Below are 21,784 nucleotides of genomic sequence, written 5' to 3'. Positions count from 1 at the left end.
CTCAAGGACGCGGCTGCCTGCTACGTACGACCTCCCTGGCGCAGTCGCACCGCTACCGAAACGCCTATCTGATAACGCCATCCGTGTAGGGCGATCCCTACAGGCAATCTTCCAGGTGGATGATGGCATTCTCTCAGCGGCCCCGATTTGCCGGCACTTGCGCCTTGTCTAAGCTTCTCTCACGCAGTCATCCAACAAAAAGGTGCAGGCATGAGCGAGGCGAATTCGAACACTGCCAGCGGCGACACGCTGGTCAGTTTCCGTGGTGTGCAGAAGAGCTACGACGGCGAGTCGTTGATCGTCAAAGACCTCAATCTGGACATCCGCAAGGGCGAGTTCCTGACCCTGCTCGGCCCGTCCGGTTCGGGCAAGACCACCAGCCTGATGATGCTCGCCGGTTTTGAAACCCCCACCGCCGGCGAAATCCTGCTCGGTGGGCGCTCGATCAACAACGTGCCGCCGCATAAACGCGACATCGGCATGGTGTTCCAGAACTACGCGCTGTTCCCGCACATGACCGTCGCCGAGAACCTCGCCTTCCCCCTCAGCGTGCGCAACCTGAGCAAGACCGACATCAGCGAGCGGGTCAAGCGCGTGCTCGGCATGGTCCAGCTCGACGCCTTCGCCCAGCGCTACCCCGGTCAGCTCTCCGGCGGCCAGCAGCAGCGGGTGGCGTTGGCTCGGGCGTTGGTTTTCGAGCCGCAGCTGGTGCTGATGGACGAACCGCTCGGCGCGCTGGACAAACAGCTGCGTGAACACATGCAGATGGAGATCAAGCACATTCACCAGCGCCTGGGCGTGACCGTGGTCTACGTCACCCACGACCAGAGCGAAGCACTGACCATGTCTGATCGGGTGGCAGTGTTCCATCAGGGCGAGATTCAGCAGATCGCCGACCCACGCACCCTCTATGAAGAGCCGCGCAATACCTTCGTCGCCAACTTCATCGGTGAAAACAACCGCCTCAGCGGTACCTTGCTGGCGCGCACTGGCGAGCGCTGCCAGGTGCAGCTGGCGCGGGGCGAGAGGGTCGAGGCGCTGGCGGTAAATGTCGGCCAGGCGGGCGATCCGGTGACCTTGTCGATCCGCCCCGAGCGGGTCCGCCTCAATGGCCACAGCGAGCACTGCGCCAACCGTTTCTCCGGCCGCGTGGCCGAGTTCATCTATCTGGGCGACCACGTACGGGTGCGCCTGGAAGTCTGCGGCAAGGGCGACTTCTTCGTGAAGCAGCCGATTGCCGAACTCGACCCGGCCCTGGCCGTGGGCGATGTGGTACCGCTGGGCTGGGAAGTCGAACACGCCCGCGCGCTCGATCCGATTGCCGAAGCCCATTGATGGTTCGCTTAACCAACCCTGTACTGTGGAGAGAATAATAATGCGCAAGCAGTTGAAACTGACCGCCGTGGCCCTCGGCCTGTTCGCCGCCAGCCAGGCGATGGCCGCCGCAGACCTGACCGTGGTGTCGTTCGGTGGTGCCAACAAGGCCGCCCAGGTCAAAGCCTTCTACGAACCGTGGGAAAAGGCCGGCAAGGGCAAGATCGTCGCCGGTGAGTACAACGGTGAAATGGCCAAGGTCAAAGCCATGGTCGACACCAAGAGCGTGTCGTGGAACCTGGTCGAAGTCGAATCGCCGGAGCTGGCTCGTGGTTGCGACGAGGGCCTGTTCGAGGAAATCGATCCCGCTCAGTTCGGTAACGAGGCGGACTACGTCAAAGGCGCTATTCAGCCTTGCGGTGTCGGCTTCTTCGTCTGGTCCACGGTGCTGGCCTACAACGCCGACAAGCTCAAGACCGCACCAACCAGCTGGGCTGATTTCTGGGACACCAAGCAGTTCCCGGGCAAGCGCGGCCTGCGCAAAGGTGCCAAATACACCCTCGAGTTCGCGTTGATGGCCGATGGCGTCGCGCCCAAGGACGTGTACAAGGAACTGGCGACCAAAGCCGGTCAGGACCGCGCCTTCAAGAAGCTTGACCAGCTCAAACCGAGCATCCAGTGGTGGGAAGCCGGCGCCCAGCCGCCGCAGTACCTGGCCTCTGGCGACGTAGTGATGAGCTCGGCCTATAACGGTCGCATCGCTGCCGTGCAGAAAGAAAGCAACCTCAAGGTGGTGTGGAACGGCGGCATCTATGACTTCGATGCCTGGGCCATCCCTAAAGGCGCGAAGAACACCGATGAGGCGAATAAATTCATCGCCTTCAGCGTGGCGCCAGAGCAGCAGAAGATCTACTCGGAAAACATCGCCTACGGCCCAGCCAATTCCAAGGCCGTCGCCTTGCTGGCGGATGACGTGAAGAAAGACATGCCGACCACGCCTGAGAACATCGCCAACCAGGTGCAGATCGACGTGGCGTTCTGGGCTGACAACAGCGAGCAGCTGGAGCAACGCTTCAACGCCTGGGCGGCGAAGAAGTAACTGCGCCCTCGGAGCGCCGGGTATCTCCGGCGCTCCCCGTTTTCCAGATTTTCGGAGTTCGCCATGGCCATTACAGTGCCCCTGAACGAAGGCGCAGGTAAAAGCCTCAAACAGCGCCTCAAGCATGCCGAGCGGGTCAACCGCTGGAAGGCCCAGGCGTTGATCGCGCCGCTGGCGCTGTTTCTTCTGCTGGTGTTCCTGGTGCCGATTGCGGCGCTGTTGTTCAAGAGCGTGGCCAACCCCGAAGTGGTCGCCGGCCTGCCGCGCACCGTCGAGGCGGTGCAGCAGTGGGATGGCAAGAGTCTGCCAGGCGAACCGGTGTATCAGGCGCTGAGCCAGGACCTGGCCGAGGCGCGCAAGAATCAGACCCTCGGTGACCTGTCCAAGCGCTTGAACATGGAGCTGGCCGGTTACCGCAGCCTGCTGTCGAAGACGGCCCGGGCGCTGCCGTTCGCGAGCGAACCTGCATCCTATAAAGAAGCGTTGCAAAACCTGGACGAGCGTTGGGGCGATCCGGCCTACTGGCAGGCGATCCGCCGCAATACCAGCACCGTCACCCCTTATTACTTGCTGGCCTCGGTCGATCACCGCATCGATGACCTCGGTGAGATAGCCAAGGCCACGCCGGACCAGGCGATCTACCTGGATATCTTCACCCGCACCCTGTGGATGGGTGTAGTCATCACCGTGATCTGCCTGCTGCTGGCTTACCCGTTGGCCTATCTGCTGGCCAACCTGCCAACCCGGCAGAGCAACCTGTTGATGATTCTCGTGCTGTTGCCGTTCTGGACCTCGATTCTGGTGCGGGTCGCTGCCTGGATCGTGCTGTTGCAATCGGGCGGCTTGATCAACAGCGCGCTGATGGCGATGGGCATCATCGATGAGCCGCTGGAGTTGGTGTTCAACCGCACCGGTGTGTACATCTCGATGGTGCATATCCTCCTGCCATTCATGATCCTGCCGCTGTACAGCGTCATGAAGGGCATCTCGCCGAGCTATATGCGCGCAGCGATCTCGCTGGGCTGCCATCCGTTTGCCAGCTTCTGGCGGGTGTACTTCCCGCAGACCTACGCAGGGATTGGCGCAGGTTGCCTGCTGGTGTTCATCCTGGCGATCGGCTACTACATCACCCCGGCGCTGCTCGGCAGCCCGAACGATCAGATGGTCAGCTACTTCGTGGCCTTCTACACCAACACCAGCATCAACTGGGGCATGGCCACCGCATTGGGCGGGCTGTTGCTGCTGGCGACCGTGCTGCTGTACCTGATCTATAGCTGGCTGGTCGGCGCCAGCCGTCTGCGTCTGAGCTGAGGAGCCTTGTCATGCTGAGCCCCCACATGTCACCCATCGAGCGGGTGTGGTACTACGGCCTGCGGATCCTCTGCGGCCTGATCCTGTTGTTCCTGATACTGCCGATACTGGTGATCATCCCGCTGTCGTTCAACAGCGGCAGCTTTCTGGTGTACCCGCTGCAAGGCTTTTCGCTGCAGTGGTATCAGGACTTCTTCGCGTCGGCGGAGTGGATGCGCGCCTTGCGCAACAGCATCATCGTCGCCCCTGCGGCGACGGTGCTGGCAATGGTGTTCGGCACTCTGGCGGCGATTGGCCTGACCCGCGGCGACTTCCCCGGCAAATCGCTGGTGATGGCATTGGTGATCTCGCCGATGGTGGTGCCGGTGGTGATCATCGGTGTCGCGAGCTATCTGTTCTTCGCCCCGCTGGGGCTGGGCAACAGCTTCATCTCGTTGATCCTGGTGCACGCCGTGCTGGGCGTCCCGTTTGTGATCATCACCGTGTCGGCCACATTGCAGGGCTTCAACTACAACCTGGTGCGTGCCGCGGCCAGCCTCGGTGCCTCGCCGCTGACCGCGTTCCGTCGGGTGACCTTGCCGTTGATTGCGCCTGGGGTGATCTCGGGGGCATTGTTCGCCTTCGCCACCTCGTTCGATGAAGTGGTGGTCACGCTGTTTCTCGCCGGGCCTGAGCAAGCAACCCTGCCACGGCAGATGTTCAGTGGCATCCGCGAGAACCTGAGCCCGACCATCGCCGCAGCGGCGACCTTGCTCATCGCCTTCTCGGTGGTGCTGTTGCTGACCCTGGAATGGCTGCGTGGGCGCAGCGAAAAACTGCGTACGCAACAGCCGGAGTAAGCCGCTGGCGCCAGCCCCCACGCTTGGGCTGGCGCGCTGCAGCAGGATTGACACCAATCAGCCCCCATCCGGCGGGGCTGAGGTACAATGCGCGCCACCGTGATTTCTGCCTACAGGTGCGCCATGCAGCCCTACGCTATTGCCCCGTCCATTCTTTCTGCCGATTTCGCCCGCCTGGGTGAAGACGTTGACAAGGTACTGGCCGCCGGCGCCGACATCGTCCACTTCGATGTCATGGACAACCACTACGTCCCCAACCTGACCATCGGCCCGATGGTGTGCAGCGCACTGCGCAAGTACGGCGTCACCGCGCCGATCGATGTGCACCTGATGGTCAGCCCGGTCGACCGCATCATCGGCGACTTCATCGAAGCCGGCGCGACCTACATCACCTTCCACCCGGACGCGACCACGCACATCGACCGCTCGCTGCAGTTGATCCGTGACGGCGGCTGCAAGGCTGGCCTGGTGTTCAACCCGGCTGCCGGTCTGGAGACCCTGAAGTACGTGATGGACAAGGTCGACATGATCTTGCTGATGAGCGTCAACCCAGGCTTCGGCGGGCAGAAGTTCATCCCCGGCACCCTCGACAAGTTGCGTGAAGCACGCGCACTGATCGATGCCAGCGGGCGTGACATCCGCCTGGAGATCGACGGCGGCGTCAACGTCAACAATATCCGCGAAATCACCGCTGCTGGCGCCGACACCTTTGTCGCCGGCTCGGCGATCTTCAACGCGCCGGACTACCAGGAAGTGATCGCCAAGATGCGCGCCGAAATGGCCCTGGCCCGCCCATGAGCGGCTTCGAGCAGCTGTTCCCGGGGACGCTGCCCAAGTTGGTGATGTTCGATCTGGATGGCACGCTGATCGATTCTGTCCCCGACCTGGCTGCAGCGGTAGACCGCATGCTGCTCGAACTCGGTCGCCCGCCGGCCGGCCTTGAGGCGGTTCGCCAGTGGGTGGGCAACGGTGCGCCGGTGCTGGTACGCCGGGCACTGGCGGGTGGCCTTGACCACGCCACGGTCGACGATGCGCTGGCCGAGCAGGGCCTGGCCCTGTTCATGGAGGCCTATGCCGAGAGCCATGAGCTCACCGTGGTCTACCCGGGCGTGCGCGACACCTTGCGCTGGCTGCACAAGCGAGGCGTGGAGATGGCGCTGATCACCAACAAGCCGGAGCGCTTTGTCGCGCCGCTGCTGGATCAGATGAAGATCGGCCGCTATTTCCGTTGGATCATCGGCGGCGACACCCTGCCGCAGAAAAAACCTGACCCGGCCGCGCTGCTGTTCGTGATGAAAATGGCCGGGGTCAGCCCGGCGCAGGCGGTGTTCGTCGGCGATTCGCGCAGCGACGTGCTCGCTGCCAAAGCCGCCGGGGTGCAGTCGGTTGGCCTCAGCTATGGCTACAACCACGGCCGGCCAATCGAGGAAGAATCGCCCAGCCTGGTCATCAGTGATCTGCGCATCCTGTTGCCTGGTTGCGTAGTCACCGACACTGGGATAACGTTGGCCGACCTTCCAGCCTCCAAAGACAGAGAGTCCATCGTGGCGGTTATCGGCAAATACTGGATGAAAGTCATCAAGGCCCTGGCCCGTTGGCGTTGGCGCGCCTGACTTCTGCTCGCCGGCAGTTGCCGGCCCGTCCGTTTGCCTGACCCCATTGCTCTTGCTCCGAGGCTACTCATGACCCGCGAAGAATTCCTGCGTCTGGCCGCTGCTGGCTACAACCGCATTCCTTTGGCCTGCGAAACCCTGGCCGACTTCGACACGCCGCTGTCGATCTACCTGAAGCTGGCTGATCAGGCCAACTCGTACCTGCTCGAATCCGTTCAGGGCGGCGAGAAGTGGGGCCGTTACTCGATGATCGGCCTGCCATCGCGCACTGTGCTGCGTGTGCACGGCTATCGGGTGAGCATCCTTGAAGACGGTGTCGAGGTCGAAAACCACGAGGTGGAAGACCCGCTGGGCTTCGTTGAAGCCTTCAAAGAGCGCTATAAAGTTGCCGATATCGCCGGCCTGCCACGTTTCAATGGCGGCCTGGTCGGCTACTTCGGCTACGACTGCGTACGTTATGTGGAAAAACGCTTGGGCGCCTGCCCGAACCCGGACCCACTGGGTGTGCCGGACATTCTGCTGATGGTCTCGGACGCCGTGGTTGTGTTCGACAACCTGGCCGGCAAGATGCACGCGATCGTGCTGGTCGACCCATCTGCCGAAGATGCCCTCGAACAGGGCCAGGCACGCCTGCAAGCGCTGCTGGCCAAGCTGCGCGAGCCGATCACCCCGCGTCGCGGCCTTGACCTGAGCGGGCCGATGGCTGCCGAGCCGGCATTCCGTTCAAGCTTCACCCAGGATGACTACGAGCGTGCGGTCGATACGGTCAAGGAGTACATCCTCGCCGGCGACTGCATGCAGGTGGTGCCGTCGCAGCGCATGTCGATCGATTTCAAGGCCGCGCCAATCGACCTTTATCGCGCGCTGCGCTGCTTCAACCCGACGCCTTATATGTACTTCTTCAACTTCGGTGACTTCCATGTCGTCGGCAGCTCGCCGGAAGTGCTGGTGCGGGTCGAAGACAACCTGGTCACCGTGCGCCCAATCGCCGGCACCCGCCCACGCGGAGCCAACGAGGAAGCCGACCGCGCGCTGGAAGACGACCTGCTGTCCGACGCCAAGGAAATCGCCGAGCACCTGATGCTGATCGACCTGGGCCGCAACGATGTCGGCCGGGTGTCGGCAACAGGCAGCGTGCGCCTGACCGAGAAGATGGTGATCGAGCGCTATTCCAACGTCATGCACATCGTCTCCAACGTCACCGGCCAACTGGCCGAGGGCTTGACCGCAATGGATGCACTGCGGGCGATCCTGCCGGCCGGCACCTTGTCCGGCGCGCCGAAGATCCGTGCCATGGAAATCATCGACGAGCTTGAGCCGGTCAAGCGTGGCGTCTATGGCGGCGCAGTCGGTTACTTTGCCTGGAACGGCAACATGGACACCGCGATCGCCATTCGCACCGCGGTGATCAAGGATGGCGAACTGCATGTTCAGGCCGGTGGCGGTATCGTTGCTGATTCGGTGCCTGCACTGGAGTGGGAAGAAACCATCAACAAGCGCCGCGCGATGTTCCGCGCCGTCGCCCTGGCGGAACAGACCCCGTCACGTTGATGTGTTGAGTTGGCTGGCCGCCCTGCGGCCTCGCTCCATCTGCCTGCCTTGCGCTTGACCCAGCGCCCCGTGCGGGATGACCCGCGCCTGGCGGCGCAAGCGCAAGGTTCGAATCAGAAGTCAGTCTTCTAGAGGTTTGCCGCACATGTTACTGATGATCGACAACTATGACTCTTTCACCTACAACGTCGTCCAGTACTTTGGCGAGTTGGGGGCCGAGGTCAAGGTCATCCGCAATGACGAGATGACCATCGCCCAGATCGAAGCACTCAACCCCGAGCGCATCGTGGTTTCACCTGGCCCGTGCACCCCGAGCGAAGCCGGCGTGTCGATCGAGGCCATTCTGCATTTTGCCGGCAAGCTGCCGATCCTTGGCGTTTGCCTCGGCCACCAATCGATCGGCCAGGCTTTTGGCGGCGACGTAGTCCGCGCCCGTCAGGTGATGCACGGCAAGACCAGCCCGGTCCATCATCGCGACCTGGGCGTGTTTGCCGAACTGAACAATCCGCTCACGGTGACCCGCTACCATTCGCTGGTGGTCAAGCGCGAGACCCTGCCCGAGTGCCTCGAGGTGACCGCCTGGACGGCCCACGACGATGGCTCGGTGGATGAAATCATGGGCTTGCGCCACAAGACTTTGAACATCGAAGGGGTGCAGTTCCACCCCGAGTCGATTCTTACCGAGCAGGGCCACGAGCTGTTCGCCAATTTCCTCAAGCAGACCGGCGGCCGCCGTTAAGGATTCGAGCATGGATATCAAAAGCGCATTGAGCCGTATCGTTGGCCACCTGGACCTGTCGACTGCAGAAATGAGCGACGTCATGCGCCAGATCATGACCGGCCAGTGCAGCGAGGCGCAGATCGGTGCCTTCCTGATGGGCATGCGCATGAAGAGCGAAAGCATCGACGAAATCGTCGGCGCGGTCTCGGTCATGCGTGAGCTGGCAGACAAGGTCGAGCTGGAAAGCCTCGACGGCGTGGTAGACGTGGTCGGTACCGGCGGGGACGGTGCGAACATCTTCAACGTGTCCACGGCGGCGTCGTTTGTGCTCGCCGCCGCGGGCTGCAAGGTGGCCAAGCATGGCAACCGCGCAGTCTCGGGTAAAAGCGGCAGTGCCGACCTGCTCGAAGCGGCCGGGATCTACCTGAACCTGACGCCCGTGCAGGTGGCCCGCTGCATCGACAGCCTGGGCATCGGGTTCATGTTTGCGCAAAGCCATCACAAAGCCATGAAGTACGCCGCTGGCCCGCGTCGCGAGCTGGGCCTGCGCACTCTGTTCAATATGCTTGGCCCGCTTACGAATCCGGCCGGAGTGAAACACCAGGTGGTCGGCGTGTTCGCCCAGACCTTGTGCCGGCCGCTGGCCGAGGTGCTGCAGCGCCTGGGCAGCAAGCATGTGCTGGTGGTGCACTCCAAGGATGGCCTGGATGAGTTCAGCCTGGCAGCGCCGACCTTTGTTGCCGAGCTGAAAAACGGTGAGATCAGCGAGTATTGGGTCGAGCCCGAAGACCTTGGCATGAAGAGCCAGAGCCTGCACGGCCTGGCGGTGGAAAACCCGCAGGCCTCGTATGAGCTGATCCGCGATGCCCTGGGCCGGCGCAAGACCGAAAACGGCCAGAAGGCTGCCGAGATGATCGTGCTCAATGCGGGCGCCGCGCTGTACGCAGCAGACCATGCAATGACCCTGGCGCAGGGCGTAGAGCTTGCCAGCGATGTATTGCACACGGGCCTCGCCTGGGAAAAACTCCAGGAGCTGGGCGCCTTTACCGCCGTATTCAAGCAGGAGAACGAAGCATGAGCGTGCCGACCGTGCTGGAAAACATCCTCGCCCGCAAGGTCGAAGAAGTCGCCGAGCGGCGTGCCCGGGTCAGCCTGGCCGAGCTCGAGCAATTGGCCAAGGCCGCTGATGCGCCGCGTGGCTTTGCCAATGCGCTGATCGACCAGGCCAAGCGCAAGCAGCCGGCGGTGATTGCCGAAATCAAGAAGGCCTCACCGAGCAAGGGCGTGATCCGCGAGAACTTCGTCCCGGCCGACATTGCAGTCAGCTACGAGAAGGGCGGCGCGACCTGCCTGTCGGTGCTGACCGACATCGACTATTTCCAGGGGGCCGATGCCTACCTGCAGCAGGCCCGCGCGGCCTGCACGCTGCCGGTGATCCGCAAGGACTTCATGATCGATCCGTATCAGATCGTCGAAGCCCGTGCGTTGGGCGCCGACTGCGTGCTGCTGATCGTTTCTGCGCTGGATGACGTACGCATGGCCGAACTGGCTGCGGTGGCCAAATCGGTCGGCCTGGATGTGCTGGTCGAAGTGCATGACGGCGACGAGCTGGAGCGGGCCTTGAACACCCTCGACACACCATTGGTCGGGGTCAACAACCGTAACCTGCATACCTTTGATGTCAGCCTGGAAACCACCCTCGACCTGTTGCCGCGGATTCCGCGCGAGCGCCTGGCAATCACCGAGAGCGGTATCTTCAACCGGGCCGATGTCGAGCTGATGGAGATCAACGGGGTGTACTCGTTCCTGGTTGGCGAAGCGTTCATGCGTGCTGAGCAACCGGGGCAGGAATTGCAGCGGTTGTTCTTCCCGCAGCGGCCGGTCCAGAACGTGGTTCAGGAACTGGACTGATTGACCTTGAAGCCGGCTATTGCCGGCTTCGTTGCTTTTACAAGATGGCAAGAAGGTGGCATCCCGATGAGCGAACAACCCCTGGCCCTGACCGTCGCGCAGGGCCTGCACGCCGAACAGGACCTGCTCGCCGCCGTGTGCCGCGGTGACGCCGAGGCCGGCGTGCTGTTCTGGCGCCCGACCGATCAGGCGCTGGTGATGCCGCGGCGGCTGAGCCGACAAGAGAACTTTGAAGTTGCCTGCGCCGAGCTGGCCATTGCCGGGTGGCCGGTGCTGTTGCGCGAGACTGGCGGCGAACCGGTGCCGCAGTCGCATGCAACGGTCAACGTCGCGCTGGTCTATGTTGCCCCGCGTAGCGAAGGCGACCATGGCCGTATCGAGAACGCCTACGAGCGTTTGTGTCAGCCGCTGTGTGAGGTGCTGCGTGAGTGGGGTGGGGTGGCATCACTGGGCGAGATCGATGGCGCCTTCTGCGACGGCCGTTACAACGTCAACCTCAATGGGCGCAAGCTGGTCGGCACCGCTCAGCGCTGGCGCCAGGGCCTGGGCGGCAAGCGTCCGGTGGTGCTGGTGCATGGCGCCTTGTTGCTGGATAACCAGCGCGAGTCGATGGTGGCGGCGGTCAACCGCTTCAATCAGTGCTGCGGCATCGATCAGCACTGCCGCGCCGACAGTCATATCGCTCTGCATGAAGTGGCGCCGGCAGTGCCTTGGTTCGAGCGCCTGTCCGCCGCGTATTCTGAGGTGATCGCAGGTTTGCCCCAGGATTAACGGGTGCCGTAGACCACCATGGTTTTGCCCTTGACCTGAACCAGGCTGCGTTCTTCCAGATCCTTGAGGACGCGGCCGACCATCTCCCGTGAACAGCCCACGATCCGCCCGATCTCCTGGCGGGTGATCTTGATCTGCATGCCGTCCGGGTGAGTCATGGCATCGGGCTGCTTGCACAAGTCGAGCAGGCAGCGGGCGACGCGCCCGGTGACATCGAAGAACGCCAGGTCGCCGACCTTGCGTGTGGTATTGCGCAGGCGCTGGGCCATCTGGCTGCCCAAGGCGTAGAGGATATCCGGATCGAGGCGGGCGACCTCGCGGAATTTCTCGTAGCTGATCTCGGCCACTTCGCATTCGGTCTTGGCCCGCACCCAGGCGCTGCGGTGCTGCTCCTTGCTGGCTGGCTCGAACAACCCCAGCTCACCAAAGAAGTCGCCGTCGTTGAGGTAGGCGATGATCATCTCGCGGTCTTCGTCATCTTCGATGATTACCGTGACCGAGCCTTTGATGATGAACGACAGGGTTTCAGCCCGATCACCGGCACAAAGGATATTGCTCTTGGCGGCAAACCGGCGGCGCTGGCAGTGCACCAGCAATTTGTCGATGTTCTTGATCTTGGCGGAGAGGGCGGACACAACCATCAGGACATCCTGTTCGATGCGATACAGAGGCTTTTCGGATCGGCTGGCAGGCTGCGCCAGTCATTTGGCGCCAGCTTATCAGGCGCTGCCCAGTGTATCGGCAGCGATGCGTGTTGAGTTGAGCTTTTCCGACGGGCTCACAAGGCTTAAGCTGGCACCCTTTCTACGTATCTGGAGTCGACAAGCATGAAGGCACGCATCCAATGGGCCGGTGAAGCCATGTTCCTCGGTGAATCGGGTAGCGGCCATGTCGTGGTCATGGACGGTCCGCCCGAAGCCGGTGGGCGCAACCTTGGCGTGCGGCCGATGGAGATGCTTCTGCTCGGCCTCGGTGGCTGCAGCAACTTCGACGTGGTCAGCATTCTGAAGAAATCGCGCCAGGCGGTAGAAAGCTGTGAAGCCTTCCTTGAGGCTGAGCGCGCTGACGAAGATCCGAAGGTGTTCACCAAGATCCACCTCAACTTCGTGGTCAAGGGTCGCGGCCTCAAGGACGCGCAGGTCAAGCGCGCTGTCGAGCTGTCAGCAGAGAAGTACTGCTCGGCGTCGATCATGCTCGGCCGCGCGGGTGTGGAAATCACCCACAGCTATGAGATCGTCGAACTCGGCTGACCGGCGAGTTGCGTACACGGCAAGCTCATGGCTTGCCGGTAAGCTGCGCATATCAACGGCGCAGACCGGGTAGCAATGTGAACAGGCGCTCGGGCAGGTTGGCGCGCAAGCTGGTACTGAGCTTTTCACGATGCTTCTGGTAGACAAGGCCAAGGCCAATCACGCCGAGGCCGATCAAGGTCAGCAGCAGTGGGAACAACAGCGAGTCGGCAAATACCTGATAGGACAAGTAGCCCAGGTAGGCCGCCACGCCCATGGCGCCGAACACCATGAAGATCGGCCGTCGCAGCAGCACCGCCAGGCCCATCAGGCCCAGGTTGATCAAGCCATACATGGCTTTGCCCCATTCGCTGCCGCTGTCGAGCAGGGTCAGCCCACCCCAGAATGCCGCCAGACCTGCCAGGTAGCCCCAGAACGCGTAGTCCTTGCGCGTGCGTCCATCGACCACGATGCTCAGCAGCAGCACGCCCAGGCCAAACCAGACTGACACCAGGCGCCGTTGCTCCCAGCTGAATGGCGAACCATACAGCCACTCGGTCAGGTCCATCGACATGAACCACAGCGCGACGGCGATCGGCATGACGATGAACGGGAAGGCGATCAGGCGCAGCATCAGCAAGCCGGCAAGCACCGTTGCTGCTTCCATCAGCAGCCAGCCGCCTTGCACGTAGGTGTAGTACTGATGGTAATCGACCTGAGTGTCGTCCAGCGGCCACCAGCCCAGCAGGCGCTGGAGAGCAAACACGCTCAGCGGCACAATGCTCACCGCCACTGCGCCGAGCACGCCGGCAGGCACAAGCTGCTGGCGCCGTTGCAGGGCCAGGGCTGAAGTGGTCAATACGGCGATATACAGGAGGGCGATAGCCAGCAGTGCTGAATCACCGATGCTCATCCAGGCCTCGGTCAGAAGCCAACCCATGGCGGCCATGATCAGCAGGCCGCCAAGGTAGAACGCTACATGCGCCAGTTGGAAGCGAGCTTGAGAAGCCGGTTGGCGCCGCAGGAAATTCAGCAGCGCCTGATCCTGGCCGGGTTGCAGAATACCGGCGTCGACCGCACGCGCCAGCTCCTTGGCATCGAAACGTTCGGTCATCCGCGTATTCCTAGATTCGGTAGGTGCTCTTGGTCATGACCTTGGCCATCAGGCTCATGCCGAAGCGCACGGGCGCTGGGAAGCGATAGCCGCCGGCTTCCAGTGCCGCATCGGCATGGTGCTCTTCATCGACACGCATCTGCTCGAGGATCGCCCGGGATTTTTCATCTTCGCTGGGCAACTGCTCGAGGTGTTCATCCAGGTGCTTGCAGACCTGATGCTCGGTTGCCGCAACGAAGCCAAGGCTGACCTTGTCGCTGACCAGCCCGGCGATCGCGCCGATGCCGAACGACATGCCATAGAACAATGGGTTAAGCACGCTGGGGTGGCTGCCGAGCTGGCGAATACGCTGCTCGCACCAGGCCAGGTGGTCGATCTCTTCTTCGGCTGCATGCTCCATCGCCTTGCGCACCTGAGGCAGGCGGGCGGTCAGCGATTGCCCTTGGTACAGCGCCTGGGCGCAGACTTCACCGGTGTGGTTGATGCGCATCAGGCCGGCAACGTGGCGCGTTTGCGCGTCGTCCAGGTCAGCATCGGGCTGGATGATTGCAGGAGAAGGGCGGGCAGGTTGGCCGCTGAAGGGCAGCAAGGTGCGCATGGCGGTATCGGCCTGCAGCAACAAGCGGTCGAGCGGCGAATAGTGACGTTCGGTAGCCATCGGGCACCTCCGCAAGAGTGATGCCCGACAGTTTACCGCAAACCCCTGGCCGGGGCTTGCCTTGGATCAGCCCGGTGGCCAGTGCATCTGGCGCTGGCCGAGCACGTGCATGTGAATATGGTAGACCGTCTGGCCGCCCAGTTCGTTGCAGTTCATGACTACGCGGAAACCGTCTTCGCAACCCAGCTCCTTGGCCAGACGCTGCGCGGTGAAAAGGATATGGCCGGCGACGGCCTTGTCATCTTCGGTCAGGTCGTTGAGGGTGCGGATCGGTTTTTTCGGGATAACCAGAAAATGTACCGGCGCCTGCGGGGCGATATCGTGGAAGGCCAGAACCTGGTCATCCTCGTAGATGATCTTGGCCGGGATTTCCCGGTTGATGATCTTGGTGAAGAGAGTCTCCACAGCACTTGCTCCATGGTCAGGGTCCGAGCTGAGTGTACCCAGCACGGCGCTGCGCGCACAGTGCTATCGCGCTTCCAGCGGGCAGTAACGGCGATTGATCAGGCCGGCGAGCTTGCGCGTCAGCCAGCGCGGCAGCAGGCGTGGCAGCCTCGCCAGCCAGCGATTGCGCCGACCAGGCATAATCAGTGGGCGGTTCTTGTCCAGTGCGCGAACGGTGTATAACGCGACTTCTTCGGCGCTCAGGCAGCGCTGGCCGTGGTCCAGCCTGGGGATCCTGCGCAGGGCCGAGCGCACTGGGCCAGGGCACAGCACCGAGACCTTGATGCCGGTCCGGCCAAGCTCCTCGCGCAGCGCTTCGGAAAAGCTCAGCACATACGCCTTGCTCGCGGCATAGCAGGCCATCCACGGGCCGGGGGCCACAGCTGCCAGCGAGGCGACGTTGAGAATCTGCCCGCCGCCCTGGATCGCCATCAGGTTGCCAATGGCATGGCACAGGCGGGTCAGGGCGAGGATGTTGACCTCGAGCAGGTCTTGTTCGTCAGCCCACTCGTGGGCCAGAAACGGGCCATAGGTGCGTTGCCCGGCGCAGTTGACCAGCAGGTCGATGCGCCGCTCGCCTTCTTCCAGCTCAAGTACAAAGCCGGACAAGCGCAGCGGCTGGCTGAGGTCGCAGGCGCGTATGAGCACCTCGACGCCAAAGCGCTGGGCCAGCTCGATTGCCAGCGGTTCGAGGGTTTCGCGATGGCGCGCCACCAGGATCAGGCTACGGCCACGCCGCGCCAGGGCTTCCGCCAGGGCCAGGCCCAGGCCGCTGGAAGCACCGGTGATCATGGCGTAACGGGTCATGCGCGGCTCCTGGGGCGACGGAAAGGGGCGCTAGTGTACAGCGTGGCCAACAGAGGTGTTGCCTTTTGCTACAGCGCCCCAGCGGGTCAGAACGGTTTGACCACCACCAGAATGACAATCGCCAACAGCAGCAGTACCGGTACCTCGTTGAACCAGCGGTAGAACACATGGCTGCGCTTGTTGGTGCCGGCCGCGAAGCGTTTGCGCTGCGCGCCGCACATGTGATGGTAGCCGGTCAGCAGGATCACCAGAGTCAGCTTGGCATGCATCCAGCCCTGGCTGAGCCAGCCTGGGGTCAGGTAGAGCATCCAGATGCCGAACACGAAGGTGGCAATCATCGCCGGGTTCATGATGCCGCGATACAGTTTGCGCTCCATCACGGTGAAGCGCTCCTGGCTGGTGCTGTCCTCGCTTTGCGCGTGATAGACGAACAGCCGTGGCAGGTAAAACAGGCCGGCGAACCAGCAGACCACGCTGACGATGTGCAGCGCTTTGATCCATAGGTAAAGCATGGAGGGTGTTCCTTCAGGTTTTCACGGTGGTCGGATAGTAGTGGTGAAGCACCTGCCGGCGCATCCCAAGAGTTGTTACAGGCGGCTGGCAGCCCTATCATCGTGCGCTTTCCAGTCACATCGTTGATAAGGGGCAAGCGTTATGATCAAGGTCGGTATCGTCGGCGGCACGGGTTACACCGGGGTCGAACTGTTGCGTCTGCTGGCGCAGCATCCTAAGGCCGAAGTCGCGGTCATCACCTCGCGCTCGGAAGCCGGTGTGGCAGTGGCCGATATGTACCCGAACCTGCGTGGTCATTACGACGGCCTGGCTTTCAGCGTGCCCGACAGCAATGCCCTGGCGGCCTGTGACGTGGTGTTCTTCGCCACCCCGCACGGCGTTGCCCACGCCCTGGCCGGTGAGCTGCTGGCGGCCGGTACCCGAGTTATCGACCTGTCGGCTGACTTCCGCCTGCAGGACGCGGTCGAGTGGGGCAAGTGGTACGGCCAGCCGCACGGTGCGCCGGAGCTGCTCAAGGATGCGGTCTATGGTTTGCCCGAGGTGAACCGCGAGAAGATCCGCCAGGCACGTCTGATCGCTGTGCCGGGCTGCTATCCAACCGCGACCCAGCTTGGCCTGTTGCCGCTGCTCGAAGCCGGCCTGGCCGATCCTTCGCGGTTGATCGCCGACTGCAAGTCCGGGGTCAGCGGCGCGGGGCGTGGTGCTGCAGTCGGTTCGCTGTTCTGCGAATCGGGCGAAAGCATGAAGGCCTATGCGGTCAAAGGCCACCGTCACCTGCCGGAAATCAGCCAGGGCCTGCGTCTGGCGGCTGGCCAGGACATCGGCCTGACCTTTGTCCCGCACCTGACGCCGATGATCCGCGGTATTCACGCGACGCTGTACGCCAACGTCGTCGACAAGTCGGTCGACCTGCAGGCGTTGTTCGAAAAACGCTACGCCGATGAACCGTTCGTCGATGTAATGCCGGCTGGCAGCCACCCGGAAACCCGCAGTGTGCGCGGTGCCAACGTCTGCCGTATCGCTGTGCACCGGCCGCAGGGCGGTGACCTGGTAGTGGTGCTGTCGGTGATCGACAACCTGGTCAAGGGCGCATCAGGGCAGGCGGTACAGAACCTGAACATCCTGTTCGGCCTGGACGAGCGCATGGGCTTGTCCCACGCCGGCTTGCTGCCTTGACCGTGGTGAGCCGCTTTGCGCTACGGTGTGAGGCGGGTCACCTGCTGCTTACGTATTGTTGACCATTTTTCTCGGAGAAGCGGATAATGGTCGCCATCGAGTTTTATGGCGGCACTGCGCCGGGAGAGTCAACATGAGCGTCGAATCCTTCACCCCCACGGCTTTGGAGTTCACCCAAGGTGCTGCAAGCAAGGTGAAGAACCTGGTCAGCGAAGAGGGCAATGCTCGCCTGAAGTTGCGCGTGTTCGTGACGGGCGGCGGCTGTTCGGGCTTCCAGTACGGCTTCACCTTCGATGAAGAAGTGGCTGACGACGACACTATCGTCGAGCGCGAAGGTGTTGCGTTGGTGGTCGATCCAATGAGCTACCAGTACCTGGCTGGCGCCGAAGTCGATTACCAGGAAGGTCTGGAAGGCTCGCGTTTCGTGATCAAGAACCCTAACGCCACCACCACCTGTGGCTGCGGTTCTTCGTTCTCGATCTGAAGCTGGCTTGATTGGCAAAACGCCGCGCAATTGCGCGGCGTTTTGCATTCTGCGTGGGCGTTACGCGGGGTAGACAGCGCCGAGCACGCGCAAGCCCTTGGCGGCGGTGACGCTCGGACGATTGGCGGGGATGCCCTGCAGGCAGCAATGCGCAAGCCAGGCGAAGGCCATTGCCTCGACCCAGTCCGGATCAACGCCATAGGCCGCGGTGCTGGCAACCTCGGCGTCTGGCAGCAGCTGCCCCAGGCGCTGCATCAACGCGCCGTTGCGCGCGCCGCCGCCACACACCAGCACGGCCTCGGTGGCGCTTTGGGCATTGTTCAGCGAGTCGATGATGCTGCGGGCAGTCAGCTCGAGCAGCGTGGCCTGCACGTCTTCGTCGCGGCAGGCGGGCAGCGCAGCCAGATGGGCTTGCAGCCAGGGCAGGTTGAATACCTCGCGCCCGGTACTTTTCGGGCCGCTGCCGGCGAAGAACGGATCACTCAGCAGGCGATTCAGCAGCGGCTCACTGACCACGCCGCTTGCCGCCCAGCTGCCATCAGCGTCATACGTCTGGCCGCGTTTGCGCTCGATCCAGGCATCCATCAACACATTGCCGGGACCGCAATCGAAGCCGTGCACTGGTGTGTTCTGCTCGATCAGGCTGAGGTTGCTGAAGCCGCCGACATTGAGTACTGCCAGGCGCTGACCAAGGTGGCCGAACAGCGATTCATGGAAGGCCGGTACCAATGGTGCGCCCTGGCCGCCGGCGGCAACATCGCGCCGACGAAAGTCCGCTACTACGCAAATCTCGGTCAGCTCGGCCAGTAACGCCGGGTTGCCTATCTGCACGGTGAAGCCGCGTGCCGGTTCGTGACGGATGGTCTGGCCGTGGCTGCCGATAGCGCGAATGGCGTCGGCTTGCAGGCCTTGGGCGGCCAGCAGTTGCGCGATGCCTGCGGCGGCGAGGGTGGCCCAGCTATTCTCGGCCAGGCACGCTCGGGCAATCTCGTCAGGGCCGCTGGCGCACAGGCTCAGCAACTGCTGGCGCAAATCGGCGGGCATCGGCGTGTAGTGGGTGGCAAGCAGCCGTAGCTGCTCACCGTGTTCGATCAAGGCGATGTCCAGGCCGTCGAGGCTGGTCCCGGACATCACTCCCAGATAGAGCGCCATGACTCAGCGCTTGTTCGCGGCGAGCAGGGTGGCCTTTTCCTGGTCCATGCGGGCAACCAATGGCTGGCTCTGCTGGAGGAAGCGCTGGCGCTCGGACTTGGCGATCGGATCAGCCATCGGCACCTTCTGGCTCAGCGGATCGACGTGGACGCCGCCGACCTGGAACTCGTAGTGCAAGTGTGGGCCGGTCGACAGGCCGGTGGTACCGATATAGCCGATGATCTGTCCTTGCTTGACCGTGCTGCCGGTCTTGACGCCTTTGGCGAAGCCCTGCATGTGGCCGTAGAGAGTCTTGTAACGGTTACCGTGGGCAATGATCACAGTGTTGCCGTAACCACCACGACGACCTGCCAGTTCGACACGACCATCGCCAGCAGCCTTGATTGGCGTACCGCGTGGGGCGGCGTAGTCCACACCTTTGTGTGCGCGAATCTTGTTCAGGATTGGATGTTTGCGGCCATTGGAGAAGCGCGAGCTGATGCGGGCGAAATCTACCGGAGTACGGATGAACGCCTTGCGCAGGCTGTTGCCGTCAGCGGTGTAGTAGTTGGTGTTGCCTTGTTTGTTGGTGTAGCGCACTGCGGTGTAGGTCTTGCCGCGGTTAGTGAAGCGCGCCGAGAGGATATTGCCGGTGCCGACCACCTTGCCGTCCATCACCTTCTGCTCGTAGACGACGTCGAATTCGTCACCAGGGCGGATGTCCTGGGCGAAGTCGATGTCGTAGCCGAGTACGCGGGCCATGTCCATGGTCATGCTGTGCGACAGCCCGGCACGCTGGGCCGAGGCCGACAGCGAGCTCTTGATCACGCCATGGGCGTAGGCAGTGCGCACGACCGGTTTGCTGACTTCGCGCTCGAAGCTGTAACCCTTGTCGGTCTTGCTCAGGCGAATGGTTTCGAGGTTGCTGACCTTGCTGTGCAGGCTGGTCAACTGGCCGTCTTTATCCAGCTCGAACTGCAGTACCTGGCCATGCTTGAGCTGGCTGAACTGCTTGGCTTGCTTGCCGCTGGCGAGCACGTCGTGGACTACGTTGGACGGCAGGCCGACCTTGGCGAACAGGGTCGACAGGGTGTCGCCGCGGGCGACGGTCACTTCACGGTGGCCCGGGGCCTTGGGTGCTTCAACCGGTGCTTCGGTCTTGGCGGTGTTCTCGGTCGGGGTAGCGGCGTTGTCGATCTGGGCAAATGGCGAGGCTTGCTCGGCAGGTGCCTGCAGCATGGGTGCTGCGTTGGCTTCGTCTTTAAGCTGCTCGGCAGGCGTTTCCAGCTCGAGATTGAGGGTGGTTTTCTTGGCTTCGACTTCGCTTGAAGGGAATACCAGCAAGGCCAGGCTGAGGAGGGCGGCAATGCCGCTCGCGGCCACCAGATGGCTTTTCGGATAAAGCGGCGGCGCTTTAGGCGTTTCTTTAGGCATAGGAAGGTGACTTTGAAGAAAAGGTGAATGGAAAAAGTGAAATAGAAAAGATGAATGACATGATGAAGATGAAATAACTGTATAAAATATAACCAAAAGCAGTTTCGCGCAAGGGCGCATAGACGTCAACAGCGCCCGTTCGGGTCACATCTCGTTGCCAAACTTGTATTTGATGGCCGATCTTGTATGGTTGGCTGCCTTTGAATCTGAGCCTTGCGGGTTTTCTATGAAGTCGGTTGAAGAGCAGCTGGCGCTTATCAAGCGCGGTGCGGAAGAGGTATTGGTCGAGTCGGAGCTGGTCGAAAAGCTCAAGCGCGGTCAGCCGCTGCGTATCAAGGCGGGCTTTGACCCGACCGCACCAGATCTGCACCTGGGTCACACGGTCCTGATCAACAAGCTGCGCCAGTTCCAGGAACTGGGGCATCAGGTGATTTTCCTGATCGGCGATTTCACTGGCATGATCGGTGATCCAAGCGGAAAGAGCACCACCCGCCCGCCACTGACCCGCGAGCAGGTCCTCGACAATGCCGAGACCTATAAACAGCAGGTGTTCAAGATTCTCGACCCGGCCAAGACCGAAGTCGCGTTCAACTCCACCTGGATGGACCAGTTGAGCCCCGCCGACTTCATTCGCCTGTCGTCGCAGTACACCGTGGCGCGGATGCTCGAGCGTGACGACTTCGACAAGCGTTACACCAGCAACCAGCCGATCGCGATCCACGAATTCCTCTACCCGCTGGTGCAGGGCTACGACTCGGTAGCGCTGAAGTCCGACGTCGAGTTGGGCGGTACCGATCAGAAGTTCAACCTGCTGATGGGGCGTGAGCTCCAGCGTGCCTACGGCCAGGAAGCCCAGAGCATCGTTACCATGCCGCTGCTCGAGGGGCTGGACGGCGTCAAGAAGATGTCCAAGTCGCTGGGTAACTATGTCGGTATCCAGGAAGCGCCGGGGGTGATGTACAGCAAGCTGGTGTCGATCCCGGATTCGCTGATGTGGCGTTACTTCGAGCTGCTGAGCTTCCGCTCCATGGAAGAGATCGAGCAGTTCCGCGCCGATGTCGAGCAGGGCGCCAACCCGCGCGACATCAAGATCAAGCTGGCGGAAGAAATCGTTGCTCGCTTCCATGGTGAAGAGGCAGCGGCCAACGCGCACCGTGCTGCCGGTAACCGGATGAAGGATGGCGAGCTGCCAGAGGACATTCCAGAAGTGACGGTCGCCGCTGTCGAGTCGATGCCGATTGCCGCAATCCTGAACAAGGCTGGCCTGGTCAAGAACTCGGCTGCAGCGCGCGACCTGCTGGCTGCGGGCAGCGTGAAGGTTGATGGCGAAGTGGTTGATCGCAGCTTTGTGTTTGCTTTGGGTGCGACCCATGTGTGTCAGGCAGGCAAGAAAGCCTTTGCGCGGGTTTCGCTGAAGGCAGAGTGATGTTTGCTTCTATATAGAGTGCTTGGCTGTATAGAGAGCGGGGAGGCCGAAAGGCCTCCCCGCTTTTGTTTGTGACGGCCAAATGCACAAAGCTGAAATTAACGGTTGACGGGGTTTCATATGCGCTTATAATGCGCCCCACTTCCAGCGTAGTTGGAGCGGAAAACTCCTTGAGATTCAACGAGTTAGAAGTTTCAGAGGTGCTGCAAGGGCTTCGATCGATAGATCGCCAGCGGTG

General features: G+C 62.2%; 23 protein-coding genes. 15 read left to right on the top strand and 8 right to left on the bottom strand.

Annotated elements, in window-relative coordinates; genetic code table 11:
• Positions 1-210 precede the first annotated feature (210 nt).
• The 11 genes from ACQZ2L_RS14575 (at position 211) to ACQZ2L_RS14525 (ending at position 11,130) form a co-directional block, all read left to right on the top strand.
• Positions 211-1,335 carry an ABC transporter ATP-binding protein gene (locus ACQZ2L_RS14575; RefSeq protein ID WP_430326714.1) on the top strand — a complete coding sequence of 375 codons (1,125 nt, stop codon included), beginning with the start codon at positions 211-213 and terminating at the stop codon, positions 1,333-1,335.
• Between the two features lie 40 nt (positions 1,336-1,375).
• Positions 1,376-2,413 carry an ABC transporter substrate-binding protein gene (locus tag ACQZ2L_RS14570; protein WP_430326713.1) on the top strand — a complete coding sequence of 346 codons (1,038 nt, stop codon included), beginning with the start codon at positions 1,376-1,378 and terminating at the stop codon, positions 2,411-2,413.
• A gap of 63 nt (positions 2,414-2,476) precedes the next feature.
• A complete protein-coding gene (locus ACQZ2L_RS14565; RefSeq protein WP_430326712.1) occupies positions 2,477-3,724 on the top strand; it encodes an ABC transporter permease in 1,248 nt (415 codons plus the stop codon).
• Positions 3,725-3,735: 11 nt separating this feature from the next.
• Positions 3,736-4,563 (top strand): ABC transporter permease, encoded by an 828-nt coding sequence (locus ACQZ2L_RS14560; RefSeq protein WP_430326711.1) that lies wholly within the window; start codon positions 3,736-3,738, stop codon positions 4,561-4,563.
• Positions 4,564-4,686: 123 nt separating this feature from the next.
• Positions 4,687-5,361, top strand: a complete 675-nt coding sequence (gene rpe / locus ACQZ2L_RS14555) for a ribulose-phosphate 3-epimerase (protein ID WP_103438663.1) — start codon at positions 4,687-4,689, stop codon at positions 5,359-5,361.
• Positions 5,358-6,176 carry a phosphoglycolate phosphatase gene (locus tag ACQZ2L_RS14550; protein WP_430326710.1) on the top strand — a complete coding sequence of 273 codons (819 nt, stop codon included), beginning with the start codon at positions 5,358-5,360 and terminating at the stop codon, positions 6,174-6,176. Before rpe ends, ACQZ2L_RS14550 begins: the two co-directional genes overlap by 4 nt.
• A gap of 69 nt (positions 6,177-6,245) precedes the next feature.
• Entirely contained in the window at positions 6,246-7,727 is a 1,482-nt protein-coding gene (gene trpE / locus ACQZ2L_RS14545) for an anthranilate synthase component I (protein ID WP_430326709.1), read from the top strand.
• A gap of 145 nt (positions 7,728-7,872) precedes the next feature.
• The gene (locus tag ACQZ2L_RS14540; RefSeq protein ID WP_103435182.1) at positions 7,873-8,466 is read left to right on the top strand and encodes an aminodeoxychorismate/anthranilate synthase component II; all 594 of its coding nucleotides are present in this window, start codon (positions 7,873-7,875) and stop codon (positions 8,464-8,466) included.
• A gap of 10 nt (positions 8,467-8,476) precedes the next feature.
• On the top strand, positions 8,477-9,526 hold the full coding sequence (gene trpD, locus ACQZ2L_RS14535) for an anthranilate phosphoribosyltransferase (protein WP_314874360.1): 1,050 nt from the start codon (positions 8,477-8,479) through the stop codon (positions 9,524-9,526).
• A complete protein-coding gene (gene trpC / locus ACQZ2L_RS14530; protein WP_430326708.1) occupies positions 9,523-10,359 on the top strand; it encodes an indole-3-glycerol phosphate synthase TrpC in 837 nt (278 codons plus the stop codon). Before trpD ends, trpC begins: the two co-directional genes overlap by 4 nt.
• Positions 10,360-10,425: 66 nt before the next feature.
• Positions 10,426-11,130 carry a lipoate--protein ligase family protein gene (locus tag ACQZ2L_RS14525; RefSeq protein WP_430326707.1) on the top strand — a complete coding sequence of 235 codons (705 nt, stop codon included), beginning with the start codon at positions 10,426-10,428 and terminating at the stop codon, positions 11,128-11,130.
• On the opposite strand, the gene crp is transcribed toward ACQZ2L_RS14525, so the two are convergent.
• The gene (gene crp, locus ACQZ2L_RS14520) at positions 11,127-11,771 is read right to left on the bottom strand and encodes a cAMP-activated global transcriptional regulator CRP (RefSeq protein WP_430326706.1); all 645 of its coding nucleotides are present in this window, start codon (positions 11,769-11,771) and stop codon (positions 11,127-11,129) included. The two genes, ACQZ2L_RS14525 and crp, sit on opposite strands and share 4 nt — an antisense overlap.
• 186 nt (positions 11,772-11,957) lie before the next feature.
• Here crp and ACQZ2L_RS14515 point away from each other — a divergent pair, with 186 nt between their 5' ends.
• Positions 11,958-12,380 (top strand): OsmC family protein, encoded by a 423-nt coding sequence (locus tag ACQZ2L_RS14515; protein WP_209861706.1) that lies wholly within the window; start codon positions 11,958-11,960, stop codon positions 12,378-12,380.
• Between the two features lie 52 nt (positions 12,381-12,432).
• Here ACQZ2L_RS14515 and ACQZ2L_RS14510 read toward each other — a convergent pair whose 3' ends face one another.
• The 5 genes from ACQZ2L_RS14510 to hemJ all read right to left on the bottom strand — a co-directional run bounded on the left by ACQZ2L_RS14510 (position 12,433) and on the right by hemJ (position 15,894).
• Positions 12,433-13,473, bottom strand: a complete 1,041-nt coding sequence (locus tag ACQZ2L_RS14510) for a DUF2157 domain-containing protein (RefSeq protein ID WP_430326705.1) — start codon at positions 13,471-13,473, stop codon at positions 12,433-12,435.
• A 10-nt stretch (positions 13,474-13,483) separates the two neighbouring features.
• Entirely contained in the window at positions 13,484-14,131 is a 648-nt protein-coding gene (coq7, locus tag ACQZ2L_RS14505) for a 2-polyprenyl-3-methyl-6-methoxy-1,4-benzoquinone monooxygenase (protein ID WP_101322365.1), read from the bottom strand.
• Positions 14,132-14,197: 66 nt separating this feature from the next.
• A complete protein-coding gene (locus ACQZ2L_RS14500) occupies positions 14,198-14,536 on the bottom strand; it encodes a histidine triad nucleotide-binding protein (RefSeq protein WP_101322364.1) in 339 nt (112 codons plus the stop codon).
• Positions 14,537-14,599: 63 nt separating this feature from the next.
• Positions 14,600-15,382 carry an SDR family NAD(P)-dependent oxidoreductase gene (locus ACQZ2L_RS14495; RefSeq protein ID WP_430326704.1) on the bottom strand — a complete coding sequence of 261 codons (783 nt, stop codon included), beginning with the start codon at positions 15,380-15,382 and terminating at the stop codon, positions 14,600-14,602.
• An 86-nt stretch (positions 15,383-15,468) separates the two neighbouring features.
• Positions 15,469-15,894 (bottom strand): protoporphyrinogen oxidase HemJ, encoded by a 426-nt coding sequence (hemJ, locus tag ACQZ2L_RS14490; RefSeq protein WP_101322362.1) that lies wholly within the window; start codon positions 15,892-15,894, stop codon positions 15,469-15,471.
• Between the two features lie 142 nt (positions 15,895-16,036).
• On the opposite strand from hemJ, the gene argC reads away from it, so the two are divergent.
• Positions 16,037-17,071: an N-acetyl-gamma-glutamyl-phosphate reductase gene (argC, locus tag ACQZ2L_RS14485; RefSeq protein ID WP_430326703.1), complete on the top strand. Its 1,035-nt coding sequence runs from the start codon at positions 16,037-16,039 to the stop codon at positions 17,069-17,071.
• A 133-nt stretch (positions 17,072-17,204) separates the two neighbouring features.
• Positions 17,205-17,555: an iron-sulfur cluster insertion protein ErpA gene (gene erpA, locus ACQZ2L_RS14480; RefSeq protein WP_103435172.1), complete on the top strand. Its 351-nt coding sequence runs from the start codon at positions 17,205-17,207 to the stop codon at positions 17,553-17,555.
• 60 nt (positions 17,556-17,615) lie between these two features.
• On the opposite strand, the gene ACQZ2L_RS14475 is transcribed toward erpA, so the two are convergent.
• Together ACQZ2L_RS14475 and ACQZ2L_RS14470 are read right to left on the bottom strand one after the other, a co-directional pair.
• Entirely contained in the window at positions 17,616-18,707 is a 1,092-nt protein-coding gene (locus ACQZ2L_RS14475) for an anhydro-N-acetylmuramic acid kinase (RefSeq protein WP_430326702.1), read from the bottom strand.
• Positions 18,708-18,710: 3 nt separating this feature from the next.
• Positions 18,711-20,120, bottom strand: coding sequence for a peptidoglycan DD-metalloendopeptidase family protein (locus ACQZ2L_RS14470; RefSeq protein ID WP_430326701.1), 1,410 nt, complete (start codon positions 20,118-20,120; stop codon positions 18,711-18,713).
• Between the two features lie 226 nt (positions 20,121-20,346).
• Between ACQZ2L_RS14470 and tyrS the strand changes: the two genes are divergently transcribed.
• Entirely contained in the window at positions 20,347-21,546 is a 1,200-nt protein-coding gene (gene tyrS, locus ACQZ2L_RS14465; protein ID WP_101322357.1) for a tyrosine--tRNA ligase, read from the top strand.
• The last annotated feature ends 238 nt before the right edge of the window (positions 21,547-21,784 follow it).

Source organism: Pseudomonas shirazensis, from assembly GCF_050496565.1.
In the GTDB taxonomy this organism is placed as follows: Bacteria; Pseudomonadota; Gammaproteobacteria; order Pseudomonadales; family Pseudomonadaceae; genus Aquipseudomonas; species Aquipseudomonas shirazensis_A.
The sequence above is the reverse complement of the archived record's forward strand: the minus strand, read 5'-3'. Positions and strand labels throughout refer to the sequence as shown.